Here is a 15253-nt window from a genome sequence, read left to right on the forward strand (position 1 = left end):
ATTAACACAATCGTTCCAACCTGCGCTCTGGACGCAAGAATATCTCTGGGGCCGGGTGTTGCTGCCGTTGGCGTTTAGTTGATGTAGCGTTCTGTAATATCGCCAGAGTCTATCGCGGTGGGGAGATCCGAAAATTATGAAGCTTGCAGTTCGAATCGTTATTTCGCTGTTATGTTTTGCGGGTTCGGCATTTTTTTACCTGCAGGCGAAGCATGTTTTTTGCCAACAGGTTTCCTTCATTTTGGATCCGACCTTTCGTTGCGGCACTTTGGGCTGGTAAACGCCGGTTATTTGATCGCTATCCCCATGCTCAGGTTGGTCAGTTTTACTCAATACTGTGCGGAATATCGCATACTGCACTAAAATTCAGTATGTTATGTCGTCAAATTATTCTTTATCTTGCTGTATTTATTACTAATCACTCATTGATGCTGTCTATTTCAGCGATTGGACGGAAGATGCGGTTGTGCCTTTTATTGATCCCGCGCATCAAGTAGAATGCCGTTCAACGAGAACCCGTACCAAAAGAAGTATTACTCGAAGCAATGACCCTGCTGGCGTTAGGTATAAATCACAAAACCGCTCCGGTTTCTCTGCGTGAAAGGGTGACCTTCTCCCCAGAGTCTATCGAACAGGCGCTAACCAGCTTGCTCCAACAACCGTTGGTGCAGGGCGGTGTCGTGTTGTCTACCTGCAACCGCACCGAGCTGTATCTTAGCGTGGAGCAACAGGAACATATTCACGAACAGCTGGTCTCCTGGCTGTGTGAGTACCACCACCTGCGCCCGGAAGAGGTGAGTAAAAGCCTGTACTGGCACCACGGCAACGAAGCCGTTAGCCACCTGATGCGCGTGGCCAGCGGGTTGGATTCACTGGTGTTGGGCGAACCGCAAATTCTTGGGCAGGTGAAGAAAGCCTTTGCCGAGTCCCAACGCGGGCAGTCACTGTCTGGTGAGCTTGAGCGCCTGTTCCAAAAATCTTTCTCCGTCGCCAAACGCGTACGTACCGAAACCGAAATCGGCGCCAGTGCGGTATCCGTGGCCTTTGCCGCCTGTACCCTGGCACGCCAGATATTCGAATCCCTTGCCGAACTGAACGTCCTGTTGGTGGGGGCCGGTGAAACCATTGAACTGGTGGCGCGTCATCTGCGCGAGCATAAAGTACGGCATATGATTATTGCCAACCGTACCCGCGAGCGCGCCCAACTGCTGGCGGACGAAGTCGGCGCAGAAGTGATCACCTTGCCGGAAATCGACGAACGCCTGGCGGACGCCGACATTATTATCAGTTCTACCGCCAGCCCACTGCCGATCATCGGTAAAGGGATGGTGGAGCGAGCGCTGAAAGCGCGCCGTAACCAGCCAATGCTGCTGGTGGATATTGCCGTACCGCGCGATATTGAACCGGAAGTGGGCAAGCTGGCTAACGCCTATTTATATAGCGTGGACGATCTGCACGCCATCATTCAGAGCAACCTGGCGCAGCGCAAGGCCGCGGCGGTGCAGGCTGAGTCTATCGTCCAGCAGGAAAGCATCAACTTTATGGCCTGGTTGCGCTCGCAGGGCGCAGTGGAAACCATCCGCGACTACCGTTCACAGGCCGATCAGATCCGTGCGGAAATGGAAGCCAAAGCCCTGGCCGCCATCGCGCAGGGCGCGGACGTGGAGCAGGTTATCCACGAGCTGGCCCACCGGCTGACCAACCGTCTTATTCATGCCCCTACCAAATCCCTCCAACAGGCCGCCGGCGATGGCGACGTGGAGCGGTTGCAATTATTACGCGACAGCCTCGGGCTGGATCAGCATTAGTTTTCTCTTTATTAACAGGGTTTAATACCACGCATGAAACCTTCTATTGTTGCCAAACTGGAAGCGTTACAAGAGCGCCATGAAGAAGTGCAGGCGCTGCTCGGCGATGCCGGCGTTATTGCCGAGCAGGATCGGTTCCGCGCGCTGTCGCGCGAATACGCACAGTTGACCGATGTCAGCCGCTGTTTCCTTGAATGGCGTAAGGTGCAAGACGATCTGGCCACGGCAGAAATGATGCTGGATGACCCGGAAATGCGCGAAATGGCGCAGGAAGAGTTGAAAGACGCCAAAGCGGCAACGGAAGAGCTGGAGCAGCAATTACAAGTGCTGCTGTTGCCGAAAGATCCGGATGATGAGCGCGATTGCTTCCTGGAAGTGCGTGCCGGTACCGGCGGTGACGAAGCGGCGATTTTCGCCGGCGATCTGTTCCGTATGTACAGCCGCTATGCCGAAACGCGTCGCTGGCGCGTCGAGATCATGAGTGCCAACGAAGGCGAGCACGGCGGCTATAAAGAAGTGATTGCCAAGGTGTCTGGCGACGGCGTTTTCGGCCAACTGAAGTTTGAGTCTGGTGGCCACCGCGTGCAGCGCGTGCCGGAAACCGAGTCGCAGGGGCGTATTCATACCTCCGCCTGTACCGTGGCGGTGATGCCGGCGGTGCCGGAAGCCGAGCTGCCGGAGATCAATGCCGGCGATCTGAAAATCGATACCTTCCGTTCCTCCGGTGCCGGTGGCCAGCACGTTAACACCACCGACTCGGCTATCCGTATTACCCACTTGCCAACCGGTATTGTGGTGGAGTGTCAGGACGAACGTTCACAGCACAAAAACAAAGCCAAGGCGATGTCAGTGCTGGGGGCGCGTATCCGCGCTGCCGAAATGGCCAAGCGCCAGCAGGCCGAGGCATCAACCCGTCGTAATCTGTTGGGCACCGGCGACCGTTCCGATCGCAACCGCACCTACAACTTCCCGCAGGGGCGCGTGACCGACCACCGAATCAACCTGACATTGTACCGTCTGGACGAGGTGATGGAGGGCAAGCTGGACATGCTGATCCAACCTATTGTGCAGGAATATCAGGCCGACCAGCTCGCCGCGCTGTCCGCTGAGCCAGAGTAATGGATTATCAATCCTGGCTGAAAGCCGCGGCTGCCCGGTTGACGCAGAGTGACAGTGCCCGGCGTGACGCGGAAATCCTGCTGGGTTTCGTGACCGGCCGGGCCAGAACCTTTCTGATGGCATTTGGCGAAACTTTGCTGACGCAACAACAGCAAGAACAGTTGGAAAGGCTGCTGGTGCGCCGCGAACGTGGCGAGCCGGTGGCTTATCTGATTGGAGAACGCGAGTTTTGGTCGCTGCCGCTATCGGTCTCGCCGGCCACCCTGATCCCACGTCCGGATACCGAATGCCTGGTGGAACTGGCGCTGGAGCGCCTGCCGTCATCCTCTTGCAACATCCTCGATCTTGGCACCGGCACCGGTGCCATTGCGTTGGCGCTGGCCAGCGAACGCCAGGATTGCAGGGTGACCGGCGTTGATTTACAGCCTGAGGCCGTAGCGCTGGCGCAGCATAATGCGCAGAAGCTGGCGATCGGCAACGCACAATTTCTTCAGGGCAGTTGGTTTGCGCCTCTGACCGGGCAAACTTTCGCCCTGATCGCCAGTAATCCTCCGTATATCGACGCCGCCGATCCGCACCTGGCGCAGGGCGACGTACGTTTCGAACCCAGCAGCGCACTGGTCGCGCAGCAGCACGGGTTGGCGGATTTATCCGCTATTGTGCAACAGGCACCGCAGTATCTGCAGCCACAGGGCTGGCTGCTGCTGGAGCACGGTTGGCAACAGGGCGAGAGCGTGCGCGCATTGCTGCAGGCCGCCGGTTTTATTTCGATCGCTACCCGCCGTGACTACGGTGATAACGATCGCGTGACTTTTGGCCAATGGCCGCAGCAGTAACTGAGAACTAACAAAAACAAAGCACACGGCGAATAAACAAAAGGAAGCAATATGGCAGTCTACTCAGCGTTAAAACATCTGCACCTGTTGACAGTCACCATCAGTATTATCTTGTTTGTATTGCGATTTTTTTGGAAATGGCGAGACTCGGCAATGATGAACAAGCGCTGGGTGAAGATAACGCCGCACATAAATGATACGGTGTTGTTCGTCAGTGGTATCGCGTTGGTGGTGATGTTCAAGCTTTATCCGCTGCTGGGTATGGACTCGTGGCTGACCGAGAAGCTGTTTGGCGTTATTATCTATATCCTGCTTGGCTACGTCGCATTGGGCAAGAAGACCAAAAGTAAGAACCTGCGCACCCTGGCGTTTGTGCTGGCGTTGGGCTGTCTGTACCTGATAATTAAACTTGCCACGACGAAAATACCCTTTCTGATGGGATACTTATGAGTAGCATTGCTGATTTTGAATTTAACACCGCGCTGCTGAGCGCGGGCGTGATCCTGGTTTCGCAGTCCGTGCGGCGTGATTTCCCTACCGCCGAAGTCGAACGCAAGCTGCAACAGCTGGTCGACGACGCACGTGCGGCGATGCCAAAGGATCTCAGCCAGGAACAGCAACTGGACGCACTCATTGAACTGTTCTTCAAAACCTGGGGTTTTGGCGGCGCCGGCGGCGTGTATCGTCTGTCCGACGCGATTTGGCTCGACAAGGTGCTGGAAGGGCGACAGGGCACGCCGGTTTCCCTTGGCACCATTTTCCTTCACATCGCTGCGCATCTGGATTTACCGCTGTTGCCGGTGATTTTCCCCACTCAACTGATCCTGCGGGCAGACTGGCTGGATGAAGAGATGTGGCTGATCAATCCGTTGAACGGTGAGACGCTAAACGAGCATCAACTGGAAGTGTGGATCAAGGGCAACCTGGGTCTGGGCGCCGAGTTGGAAGACGATGATCTCGATGAGTCAGAAAACGTCATGGTGGTGCGTAAGATGCTCGATACGCTGAAAGCCGCCCTGATGGAAGAACAACAGATGGAAATGGCGTTGCGGGCCAGCGAAACGGTGCTGTGTTTCGATCCGGATGACCCGTACGAAATCCGTGACCGTGGGCTGATTTACGCCCAGTTGGAATGCAACCATATTGCTATTTCCGATCTCAATTATTTTGTCGAACAGTGTCCTGAAGATCCGGTCAGCGAAGTAATCAAAGTACAGATCCACTCGATTGAACCGAAACAGGTCACGCTGCATTAATTCATTTGATTTAACATCAACAAAGGCGAAAGCATGAAACAGAAAGTGGTTAGCATTGGTGACATCAACGTAGCGAACGATCTGCCGTTTGTGCTGTTTGGCGGTATGAACGTGCTGGAATCACGCGATCTGGCGATGCGCATTTGCGAACACTACGTCACCGTGACGCAAAAACTGGGCATCCCTTACGTTTTTAAAGCTTCTTTTGATAAAGCCAACCGTTCTTCCATCCACTCGTACCGTGGTCCGGGCCTGGAAGAAGGGATGAAGATCTTCGAAGAAATCAAAAAGACCTTCGGCGTGAAAACCATCACCGACGTGCATGAAGCTTCACAGGCGCAGCCGGTGTCCGAAGTGGTTGACGTGATCCAGCTGCCGGCATTCCTGGCACGCCAAACCGATCTGGTAGAAGCGATGGCGAAAACCGGTGCGGTGATCAACGTCAAGAAACCTCAGTTCGTCAGCCCGGGCCAAATGGGCAATATCGTCGACAAGTTCAAGGAAGGCGGTAACGATCAGGTGATCTTGTGCGATCGCGGCAGCAACTTTGGTTACGATAATCTGGTGGTCGACATGCTGGGTATCAACGTGATGAAAAATGCCACTGGCGGTCATCCGGTGATCTTCGACGTGACCCACGCCCTGCAGACCCGTGACCCGTTTGGTGCCGCATCCGGCGGTCGTCGTGCGCAGGTTGCCGAACTGGCGCGTGCCGGTATGGCGGTTGGCCTGGCTGGGCTGTTTATTGAAGCGCACCCAGAGCCGAACAGCGCCAAGTGTGATGGCCCGTCCGCGTTGCCGCTGGACAAGCTGGAGCCGTTCCTGGTGCAGATGAAAGCCATCGACGATCTGGTGAAGAGTTTCCCAGAGCTCGATACCAGCAACTAAGTACGATAAGCAAACTCTCAGACGGTTGATAAAAAGCTCTGTTGCTTAGTGGTAGGGGCGCTGCATGCTACGCCCTATAGCATAATCAACGAGTTAAATCGGGTCGAACATGTTCGACCCCTACCGATTCAACCTTTATACGGGTTTGTCAGCAACCTAAAGCCCGACTTGTCGGGCTTTAGGTTTTTAGGCGTCTAGCTCGGCCAAGGCTTCGGGTAGCGTTGCGTAGAAATGCAGTTTCCCCTCAATCGGCTGTACTCGCGCTCGCGCCAGCGTTTTCAACGGCTGGAACGGCATATCGGTGATCGCCAGTTGCTTGCCTGGTGGCAGGGCTTCAATAAAGCGCTGCAGGGCATCCAGGCCACCGGCGTCCAGCACCGGTACCGCATCCCACTGCAAGACAATCACGTCATAACTTTCACTGCGTACCAGCAACTCGTTAAAAATGCGTTCGGCGGCGGCGAAGAATAATGGACCATTCACTCGCAGCACCAGGCGGCCGTTTTCGGCGCCCAGTTCGCTCAAGCGTGTCATGCGCGCAATGCGACGCATAAACAGCAGAGAAGCCAGCACTATGCCTACGGTAATGGCGATCACCATATCAAACAGCACCGTCAGCGACAGGCACAGCAGCATCACCAGAATGTCGTCCTTCGGTGCCCGCCGCAGCAAATAAACCACCTTATGGGCCTCACTCATATTCCAGGCGACCATCAGCAGCAGCGACGCCATTGCCGCCAGCGGCAGCCAGGACAGCCACGGCGCCAGCACCAGCAGCGCCAACAGCACCAGCAACGCATGGATAATGGCGGACACGGGCGAAGTGGCCCCGGCGCGCACGTTGGCTGCGGAACGCGCAATGGCGGCAGTGGCGGTAATGCCGCCAAAGAACGGAGCGATAATATTGCCCGCTCCCTGGCCGATAAGCTCGGTATTGGAGTTGTGTTTCTTGCCGGTCATGCCGTCCAACACCACGGCACACAGCAGGGATTCAATGGCGCCCAGCATGGCCATGGAGAATGCCGCCGGTAGCAGGGCGGAAATTGTCTGCCAGCTCAGCGCCATCGGCTTGCCGTCCCCGGCCGGCAGATCCCACGGCAGCATCAACTGCGGCAAAATGGGCGGAATGCCCTGGCCCTGCGTACCGTCGGCCAGCAGGTAGCTGAAACGAGAGCCGATGGTTGCCACCGGGTGGTCAAACAGCGCCAGAATGCCCATCACCGCAGTACCTGCCAGCAACGCCGGTAAATGGCCCGGTACCCTCAGGCCAAGTTTCGGCCAGAATATCAGGATCAACAGGGTCACTGCGCCGATCAGTGTATCGCCGATATCCAGCGTGGGCAGTGCCTGCAGCAGGGCGTAGACCTTACCCACATAATGTTCCGGCACCTCCGCTAGTTGCAGACCGAAGAAGTCCTTCACCTGCATGGTGGCGATGGTAATGGCAATACCGGAGGTAAAGCCCAGCGTCACCGAAAGGGGAATATATTCAATTAGTCGACCGAAACGTGCCAACCCCATGAGCACCAAAAACAGCCCGGAAAGCAGGGTGGCGATCAACAGGCCAGAGAGGCCGAACTGCTGTGAAACCGGATACAAGATCACCACGAAGGCGGCGGTAGGCCCGGAAACGCTGTAGCGCGAGCCACCGCTAATGGCGATCACAATCCCGGCGACCGCCGACGTGTACAACCCATATTGAGGAGGAACGCCGCTGGCAATCGCCAGTGCCATCGCCAGGGGAATGGCGATAATGCCGACGGTGACGCCGGCGATGGCGTCTTTTAGCAGACGTTGCAGGGAATAGGGGTCTCGCCAACAGGCATCAATCAGTGCGCTAAACGGCCGAATGCCGTTAATTTCATGCGTTTTCATCTGGGGTGTAAACCAAGTCTATAAAAGAGAACGGAATGGCGGGCCGGTTGCGGTCCGTCTCGAATAGCTGACAGACACCATACGCCAGTTGTGGCGCTGTTTCCTAGACATACATCAATGCGCCGCGGGAAAATGAAAGTAGACTCTTTCAAAATGGCAATAAATAACAGACGGCAGGCTGGTCGCGACTCTGACGACCAGCCTGAGGAGAATAGCGTGGGTTTTATCGCTTAATGCACTGCCGGCAGGGATAAGCCGAGAAAGTGAGCCAGGGTGCTGACCAGCAGATTATGATCCTCCAACTGCGGCGAGCCGGAAATGCTGATGGTGCCGATGCAGCCGAGCCCGGCTAAATTAATCGGAAAGGCACCGCCGTGTGCCGAGTAGTCGCGTATGCTGAGTCCATAGCGCTCTTCCAGCGTCGATTGGCGTTGCTGCAGACGCAGGCCGATAGCGTAAGAACTTTTGTGGAAGTGATTCACCACGTTGCGTTTACGTCGCACCCAGTCCGCAATGTCGGGCGTGGTGCCGGGCATGGCATAATAAAACAGCGTTTGCCCCGCAAGCTGGATTTCGATGGCGATGGACAGGCGGCCGCGTTCTGCAGCGGATTTCAATGCCGATCCCAGTTCCCAGGCGGTATTATGGTCAAAGTGACTGAAGGTCAACGTCGCTTCCTGTTGGGTCAGCGCTTGCAAATCATCATCGATATTCATAGCTGTCGCTCCTCTCAAGGTGACTGACAGACTATCCTGAACCGGGCAGGTGGGATAGATACCTTGGAAATAACATAGAACTGCTAGTCTATTATTAATCCGAGTAATATGTTCCATGCCGGAATGGATGAGACAGGGATTGGTGCTCAAAATTTATTGCTTAATCACCCTGTAATTTCCGCGGAGCATAGCGAATATTTATGACTTACGTTGCGTCAATCCCCTCCCTGTTTAGTGACGCCTGCATTACCTATGCAACACTGTCAGTCAGCTATTTTGCCCTCAGCAAAAACGCCCCCTTTTCCTATCAGTCAGAAGCCTGGAAACGCGGGCTTTTCGGCCTGTTAGCCGGGCTGACGACGCTGTTTCTGAATCAGAACCGGTTGGAGCTGGCTGGCAACGTGCATTACAGCTTCGCCATGATCCCGATGATATTGGTGACCTTCTATGGTGGTGCACTCAGTGGGTTGGTGTGCTACCTGACGTCGTTGGCTTTGAGCGGCGGCTTCACCGTCGATAACTTGTTTATCGGTTCGATCATCATTCCGTTGCTGTTGTCGCGGGTCTGGCTGAGAAAGTCGAATAGGGTGTTCTACCTGACTATCGGTGTGATTGCGTTATACCGTATCGCGGTGGTTTGGTTTTGGGTCGATATGTGGACGCTGTGGCTGGATGTGTTGCTGTATCAAGTCATCGCTGCCCTGTGTCTGGCGATTTGCTACCATGCGCTGAACTTCAAAGAGCGGCATATCCATGCCTATTTCTCGATGCGTGATAAAGCCACCACCGACAGCCTGACCCACATAAGTAACCGCGCCAGCGTCGATTACCGGTTGATGCTGCAACAGGCGGAACGGCGTCCTTGCGGGTTGATGATCCTCGATCTGGATAATTTCAAGCGTATCAACGACACCTACGGTCATTTGGCCGGAGATCTGCTGCTGACCCAGATGGGGCAGTTGTTGCAAAACAGCGTGCGTAGCGAAGATTTTGTCGGTCGCTATGGCGGTGAGGAGTTTATGGTGATCACCGCCAGCTATGATCCGAAGATTATCGGCGGGGTAGCGGAACGCATTCGTCGCAGCGTGGAGACAACGATATTTTTGCTCGATGAAGGCAACGAGACACAAATCACCGTTTCTATCGGTGCCTCACTGTATTTGCCCGGTATGGCGGTAGATAAAGCGATAGAGGTGACGGACGAAGCCCTGTATGAGGCCAAACGTGGCGGGAAAAACCAGGTGGTCTGCAGCCGGCTGATGCCGTTTTCGCCCCTGGGGGCCGGCTTTCGGCAGCAATAACCTCTCCTGACGGATCAGAAGGGGTTATTGGCTCAGGCCGCCAGCGTATGCTCGCGGAATGCGGTCAACAGCTCTTCGGTAAATTTCAGGCGTTTCTGGCGATCGGTCAGATCCAGCATAAATTTCAGCTTGCTCGGCCCGTCCAGGCGATAGATCTGCGGATTGCTTTGCAACAGCCCAATTAAATAGCCTGGGTCGACCTTGTTTTTTTCGCCAAACTCAATGAACCCACCGCGTTCATTACCTTCGATGCGCTTGATGCCAAGTAACTGCGCATGTTGACGCAGCGCCGCGCTTTGCAGCAGGTTGCGCGCCGGATCCGGCAGCAGGCCAAAGCGGTCAATCAGCTCCACCTTCAACTCTTCGAGTTCACCGTCGTTTTTCGCGCTGGCGATGCGCTTATAGAACGACAGGCGAGTATTGACGTCCGGAATGTAATCGTCCGGCAGCAGGGCCGGCATGCGCAGCTCCACTTCGGTCTGGTTGCTGGTGAGATCTTCCAGAGAAGGCTCGCGTCCGTTTTTAAGTGCGTCCACTGCGCTTTCCAGCAGTTCCATATACAGCGAGAAACCCACGGTGGTCATCTGGCCGCTCTGGTCTTCACCGAGCAGTTCGCCTGCGCCGCGGATCTCCAGATCGTGGGTGGCCAGGGCAAAGCCGGCACCCAGGTCTTCCAGTGATGCTATGGCTTCCAGGCGTTTATGGGCGTCGGTGCTCATGGCTTTCGGGGGCGGCGTCAGCAGATAGGCGTAGGCCTGATGGTGCGAACGTCCGACGCGGCCACGTAGCTGGTGCAGCTGCGCCAGCCCGAAGCGATCGGCACGCTCGATGATAATGGTATTGGCGCTGGGAATATCGATGCCGGTTTCGATAATGGTGGTGCAGACCAGTACGTTAAAGCGCTGGTGATGGAAGTCATTCATCACCCGTTCCAGATCGCGTTCACGCATTTGGCCGTGGCCGATGGCAATGCGCGCTTCCGGCACTAATTCCGCCAGTTTTGCTGCGGCTTTTTCGATGTTTTCAACGTCGTTATACAGGTAGTAAACCTGGCCACCGCGCAGAACTTCACGCAGGATAGCCTCACGTACCACCAGGCTGTCGTACTCACGTACAAAGGTTTTTACCGCCAGACGGCGGGCCGGTGGGGTGGCAATAATCGACAGGTCGCGCATGCCGCTCATGGCCATATTCAGAGTACGCGGGATCGGCGTGGCGGTCAGCGTCAGGATATCCACATCGGCACGCATCGCCTTGATGCGTTCTTTGTGGCGCACGCCGAATCGGTGTTCTTCATCGACAATCAGCAGCCCCAGATCTTTCCAGCGCAGATCGCTCTGCAGCAGTTTGTGGGTGCCGATGATGATATCTACTTTGCCGTCGACGGCATCGTCCATCACCTGTTGCTGTTCCTTGGCACTGCGGAAGCGCGACATCATCTCAATGCGGATCGGCCAGGTGGCGAAGCGATCGCGGAAGTTGTCGAAATGCTGCTGTGCCAGCAGGGTGGTTGGCACCAGTACCGCAACCTGTTTGCCGTTCTCCACCGCCAGGAAGGCGGCGCGCATCGCCACTTCGGTTTTGCCGAAGCCAACGTCACCACACACCAGGCGGTCCATGGCCAGTGGCTGGCACATGTCGCTCAGCACGGCGTTAATCGCCTGCTCCTGGTCCGGGGTGGTCTCAAACGGGAAGGCCTGGCAGAACAGCTGATACTGTTCGCGGTCATGTTTAAAGGCAAAGCCGGTTTTGGCGGCGCGCTGGGCGTAAATATCCAGCAGTTCTGCCGCCACGTCGCGCACCCGCTCGGCGGCTTTTTGCCGCGCGCGCGACCAGGCATCACCGCCCAGTTTGTGCAGCGGCGCATTTTCGTCCGCTCCGCCGGCGTAACGGCTGATCAGATGCAACGACGAGACCGGCACGTAGAGTTTATCTTCACCGGCGTAGGACAGGATCAGGTATTCGGCCTTGATGCCTCCGGCTTCCAGCGTAGTCAGACCAACGTAACGGCCAACGCCATGTTCCAGATGCACCACCGGTTGGCCGGGGTGCAATTCTGCCAGATTGCGGATCAGAACATCGGTATTGATGGTGCGACGATTGTCTTGCCGACGGCGACTGACGCGTTCACCGAGCAGATCGCTTTCGCAAACCAAGGCCCGGTTGCGCATGCCGTCGAGGAAACCGCGTTCGGAGGCGCCGACCATCATGTAACGGCCCGCCGCCTCGGCCTGATCGAGATGCTGGATCAGTGAAGGACGGAGCTTGATGCGGCCGAGCAGATCCTGCAGCGTTTCGCGGCGTCCCTCACTTTCGACCGAGAAAATAATGCTGCCGTCGAAGCTTTCAATAAAGTGACGCAGGCTGTCCAGTGGCGCTTTCTGCTGGGCTTGTACCGCCAGATCCGGCAGTGTGCGGTAATCCAGATTGGTGTTACCGGCTTTGGCAGGCAGCTCTTCGGTTTTCAGCGCCATGCGCGGCCAGGCTTTCAGTTCACCAAACAGCGCATCAACCCGTAACCACAGGCTGTCCGGGGCCAACAGCGGCCGCATAGGATCGACGCGGCGGCTCTCATAGCGTTGGTTGACGTCTTGCCAGAAGCGTTCGGCGGCGCTCTCCAGATTACCGGTATTGACGATTAGCGTGTTGTCCGGCAGATAACTGAATAACGAAGGCAGTGGCTGGCTGAAGAATAGCGGCTGCCAGTATTCGATACCGGCCGGCCAGGTGCCTTTGCTGACCTGCTGATAAATATGTTCGGCATCGCGGCGCACCTCAAACTGCTCACGCCACTGGCTGCGGAACAGCTCGATGGCATTTTTGTCGGTTGGAAATTCATGGGCCGGCAGCAGGTTGATGGCATCGACTTCGCTGAGCGTGCGCTGGTTGTCGACATCAAAGGTGCGAAGGCTGTCGATCTCGTCATCGAAGAAATCGATGCGGTAAGGTTCTTCGCTACCCATAGGGAACAGATCAAGCAGTGCACCGCGGGTGGCAAACTCGCCATGCTCCATCACCTGATCAACGCTGCGGTAGCCGGCCTGCTCCAGTTGAGCGCGCAGTTTGTCGCGCGACAGGCGCTGGCCTTTTTTCATCACCAGCGCGTGGCCGTGCAGGAATTCGTGCGGGCAAACGCGCTGCATCAGAGTATTGACCGGCAGAATGATCACGCCGCGCACCATGGTCGGCAGATGGTACAGGCTCGACAGACGGGCGGAGATGATTTCCTGATGCGGCGAGAAGCTGTCGTAGGGCAGGGTTTCCCAGTCGGACAGCGTGGTGACCATTTGATCGGTAAACTGCTGAATTTCGTCGCGCAGACGCAGGGCATTTTGCATGTCCGGGGCGATCAGCATCACCGGCCCGTTGTGACGTTCGACAATCTCGGCGCATTCCACGGCACAGGCCGAGCCGGTCAGTTGCCCCAACTGGCGCAAATCGCCCGCGCGCTCAGGCAGGGAATAACGGGAGGATGAAGAAGAAGCAGAACGGTTACGGTTATCGGAGATGCTCATGAAGGTATCTTTAATCAATGTGTTAAATTTCGCCCTGGCACAAATCACGCTGCGCCTTTACCCGCTAATACTAGCCCACTGGGCAGTAAACTGACACAGGTAAAAGCGCGATGCGGCGGTCTATTGGCGTATGTTTAACCACCTGATGGCGTTATTCTTGCGCCGCCATGGCGAGATAGTCGGCGATTTTATCGACGTCAACGTTGCCACCGCTGACGATCACCCCGACCTTTTTGCCGCGCAAATCGAGCAGCGAATTCATCGCCGCCGCTGCGGCCAGGCAACCGGTCGGTTCGACCACCATTTTCATCCGCTCCATAAAGAAGCGCATTTGCTGACACAGCTGTTGGTCGCTGACCGTCAGGATATCCTCAACGTACTGCTGAATGATCGGGAAGGTTAACGCACCCACCTGCTGAGTCTGTGCGCCGTCGGCGATGGTCTTCGGTACCGGGATCTGTACCGGATGACCGCTGCGGAATGCCTGCTGTACGTCATTGCCCGCCTGTGGCTCCACGCCAAATACCCTACAGCCCGGTGACCAGTGGTGCGCTGCGACCGCACTGCCGGCCAGCAAGCCACCGCCGCCGGTGCAGACCAGCAACACATCCAAAGGACCGACTTCCTCAATCAGTTCTTTGGTGGCCGTGCCCTGACCGGCGATCACCTGCGGGTAATCATAGGGAGGGATTATGGTCAGGCCCTGTTCGGCCGCCAGTCGCTGAGTAATGGCGGCGCGGTCTTCGCTGTGGCGCTGATAAATCACCACCTTGGCGCCGTAACCGCGCGTTGCCGCCAGTTTGGCCGCAGGGGCGTCGTGTGGCATCACTATGGTTACGCTAACCCCTAATTCCCGGGCTGCTAACGCCATGGCCTGCGCGTGGTTGCCGGAGGAGAAGGCAATCACCCCAGCCTTACGCTGTGCATCACTCAATTGAGCAATCGAATTGTATGCGCCGCGAAACTTGAAGGCGCCGACGCGCTGGAAATTCTCGCATTTAAAGAAAAGTTGCGCGCCGGTGAGGCGATCGGCCTGCTGCGAGGTCATGACCGGCGTGCGGATGGCATGTCCGGCCAGGATTTCTGCGGCAGTAGAGATATCGGCGGCGGTGATACAGTGGGGCGTTGAACTCATGGCGACCTCGCGCTGGTGAAAGGTTGATTGATTACCCGGAAATTTTAATTTACTCTTTGTTAAGTTATTGTCAAACGGTTAAGTGAATGAGTGATCTCAGACAGGAAAATGCGCTGTTACTGCGCGAAGCGGAAAAAATTGTCCAGGCGCTGGGCGTGATGTTTGCCCCCAGTTGTGAAGTGGTGCTGCACGATCTGACCCAGCCGGAGAATGCTATCGTCGCCATCGCCAATAATCTGTCTAACCGCAACATTGGTGACGCCGCCAGCGAAATGGGGCTGGAACGTATTGCCTCGCCGGATTTTCCAGACGTGGTGCAAAACTATGCCAATGCCTTCCCGGACGGCCGCCCGGCCAAGAGCACTTCAATAGGTCTGCGCAACAGTCAGGGCGTTTTTGTGGCAGCGATTTGTCTTAATCTGGACGTTTCGATTTTCAACAGTGCCACCGCTATTTTGCAGCAGTTAACCGCGGTGGTGCAGAGCACGCCGCAGCCGGTTGCCGAAGGCGTGCGCTCGCTGTCGGACATCGCCTCGGTGATCAACAACTTTGCGGCTTCGCACGCCACCGCTCCGCGTGCACTCTCTTCCGAGCAACGTTTTCAGGCGCTCCAACTGTTAAAGCAGCAGGGCTATCTGCAACTGCGCGGGGCAGCGACCATGGCGGCGGAAGCCTTGGGTATTTCGCGGGTGTCGGTTTACAACCTGTTAAAGCGTGACGCCGGGTGACGTGCTGCCGTTAACGCGATCGGCGGAATAAAAGGCGTCAGGGTGGTTCCCTAAACGGGGTATAGCCTTTATTATC

Annotated in this window: 12 protein-coding genes; 8 read left to right on the forward strand and 4 right to left on the reverse strand. The window is 56.3% G+C overall.

All coding sequences use genetic code 11. From position 1 onward, the window contains the following. Nucleotides 1-545: 545 nt before the first annotated feature. From hemA to kdsA, 6 genes are read left to right on the forward strand one after another with little or no spacing between them, the layout of a single operon-like run. Nucleotides 546-1808, forward strand: a complete 1263-nt coding sequence (gene hemA / locus ACSOSI_RS10695; RefSeq protein ID WP_012006413.1) for a glutamyl-tRNA reductase — start codon at nt 546-548, stop codon at nt 1806-1808. Between the two features lie 33 nt (nt 1809-1841). Further along, a complete protein-coding gene (gene prfA / locus ACSOSI_RS10700) occupies nt 1842-2927 on the forward strand; it encodes a peptide chain release factor 1 (protein WP_012006414.1) in 1086 nt (361 codons plus the stop codon). Next, a complete protein-coding gene (gene prmC / locus ACSOSI_RS10705; protein ID WP_476707034.1) occupies nt 2927-3763 on the forward strand; it encodes a peptide chain release factor N(5)-glutamine methyltransferase in 837 nt (278 codons plus the stop codon). The genes prfA and prmC overlap by 1 nt, the downstream gene beginning before the upstream one ends. Nucleotides 3764-3814: 51 nt before the next feature. Beyond that, nucleotides 3815-4213 (forward strand): SirB2 family protein, encoded by a 399-nt coding sequence (locus ACSOSI_RS10710; protein ID WP_017892489.1) that lies wholly within the window; start codon nt 3815-3817, stop codon nt 4211-4213. After that, the gene (sirB1, locus tag ACSOSI_RS10715; protein ID WP_112363272.1) at nt 4210-5019 is read left to right on the forward strand and encodes an invasion regulator SirB1; all 810 of its coding nucleotides are present in this window, start codon (nt 4210-4212) and stop codon (nt 5017-5019) included. Before ACSOSI_RS10710 ends, sirB1 begins: the two co-directional genes overlap by 4 nt. Before the next feature lie 33 nt (nt 5020-5052). Beyond that, entirely contained in the window at nt 5053-5907 is an 855-nt protein-coding gene (gene kdsA / locus ACSOSI_RS10720; RefSeq protein ID WP_012006418.1) for a 3-deoxy-8-phosphooctulonate synthase, read from the forward strand. Between the two features lie 186 nt (nt 5908-6093). Here the strand turns inward: kdsA and dauA are convergent, their stop codons facing one another. Then, nucleotides 6094-7782, reverse strand: a complete 1689-nt coding sequence (gene dauA, locus ACSOSI_RS10725) for a C4-dicarboxylic acid transporter DauA (protein ID WP_476707035.1) — start codon at nt 7780-7782, stop codon at nt 6094-6096. 230 nt (nt 7783-8012) lie between these two features. Then, complete coding sequence (locus ACSOSI_RS10730) at nt 8013-8498, reverse strand: heme-degrading domain-containing protein (RefSeq protein ID WP_476707036.1); 486 nt, start codon at nt 8496-8498, stop codon at nt 8013-8015. Nucleotides 8499-8698: 200 nt separating this feature from the next. Here ACSOSI_RS10730 and ACSOSI_RS10735 point away from each other — a divergent pair, with 200 nt between their 5' ends. Continuing rightward, complete coding sequence (locus ACSOSI_RS10735) at nt 8699-9799, forward strand: GGDEF domain-containing protein (RefSeq protein WP_012006421.1); 1101 nt, start codon at nt 8699-8701, stop codon at nt 9797-9799. A gap of 32 nt (nt 9800-9831) precedes the next feature. Here the strand turns inward: ACSOSI_RS10735 and mfd are convergent, their stop codons facing one another. After that, on the reverse strand, nt 9832-13314 hold the full coding sequence (gene mfd, locus ACSOSI_RS10740) for a transcription-repair coupling factor (protein WP_126501597.1): 3483 nt from the start codon (nt 13312-13314) through the stop codon (nt 9832-9834). Between the two features lie 151 nt (nt 13315-13465). Continuing rightward, nucleotides 13466-14449 carry a threo-3-hydroxy-L-aspartate ammonia-lyase gene (locus ACSOSI_RS10745; protein WP_476707037.1) on the reverse strand — a complete coding sequence of 328 codons (984 nt, stop codon included), beginning with the start codon at nt 14447-14449 and terminating at the stop codon, nt 13466-13468. 86 nt (nt 14450-14535) lie between these two features. Here ACSOSI_RS10745 and ACSOSI_RS10750 point away from each other — a divergent pair, with 86 nt between their 5' ends. Next, complete coding sequence (locus tag ACSOSI_RS10750) at nt 14536-15177, forward strand: helix-turn-helix transcriptional regulator (RefSeq protein WP_026142320.1); 642 nt, start codon at nt 14536-14538, stop codon at nt 15175-15177. Nucleotides 15178-15253 lie beyond the last annotated feature (76 nt).

The organism is Serratia sp. AR11, assembly GCF_056376275.1.

Bases quoted from the DNA above. Each gene is read 5' to 3' on its own strand.
- hemA (WP_012006413.1), top strand. From the start codon at position 546: ATGACCCTGCTGGCGTTAGGTATAAATCACAAAACCGCTCCGGTTTCT.
- prfA (WP_012006414.1), top strand. From the start codon at position 1,842: ATGAAACCTTCTATTGTTGCCAAACTGGAAGCGTTACAAGAGCGCCAT.
- prmC (WP_476707034.1), top strand. From the start codon at position 2,927: ATGGATTATCAATCCTGGCTGAAAGCCGCGGCTGCCCGGTTGACGCAG.
- ACSOSI_RS10710 (WP_017892489.1), top strand. From the start codon at position 3,815: ATGGCAGTCTACTCAGCGTTAAAACATCTGCACCTGTTGACAGTCACC.
- sirB1 (WP_112363272.1), top strand. From the start codon at position 4,210: ATGAGTAGCATTGCTGATTTTGAATTTAACACCGCGCTGCTGAGCGCG.
- kdsA (WP_012006418.1), top strand. From the start codon at position 5,053: ATGAAACAGAAAGTGGTTAGCATTGGTGACATCAACGTAGCGAACGAT.
- dauA (WP_476707035.1), bottom strand. From the start codon at position 7,782: ATGAAAACGCATGAAATTAACGGCATTCGGCCGTTTAGCGCACTGATT.
- ACSOSI_RS10730 (WP_476707036.1), bottom strand. From the start codon at position 8,498: ATGAATATCGATGATGATTTGCAAGCGCTGACCCAACAGGAAGCGACG.
- ACSOSI_RS10735 (WP_012006421.1), top strand. From the start codon at position 8,699: ATGACTTACGTTGCGTCAATCCCCTCCCTGTTTAGTGACGCCTGCATT.
- mfd (WP_126501597.1), bottom strand. From the start codon at position 13,314: ATGAGCATCTCCGATAACCGTAACCGTTCTGCTTCTTCTTCATCCTCC.
- ACSOSI_RS10745 (WP_476707037.1), bottom strand. From the start codon at position 14,449: ATGAGTTCAACGCCCCACTGTATCACCGCCGCCGATATCTCTACTGCC.
- ACSOSI_RS10750 (WP_026142320.1), top strand. From the start codon at position 14,536: ATGAGTGATCTCAGACAGGAAAATGCGCTGTTACTGCGCGAAGCGGAA.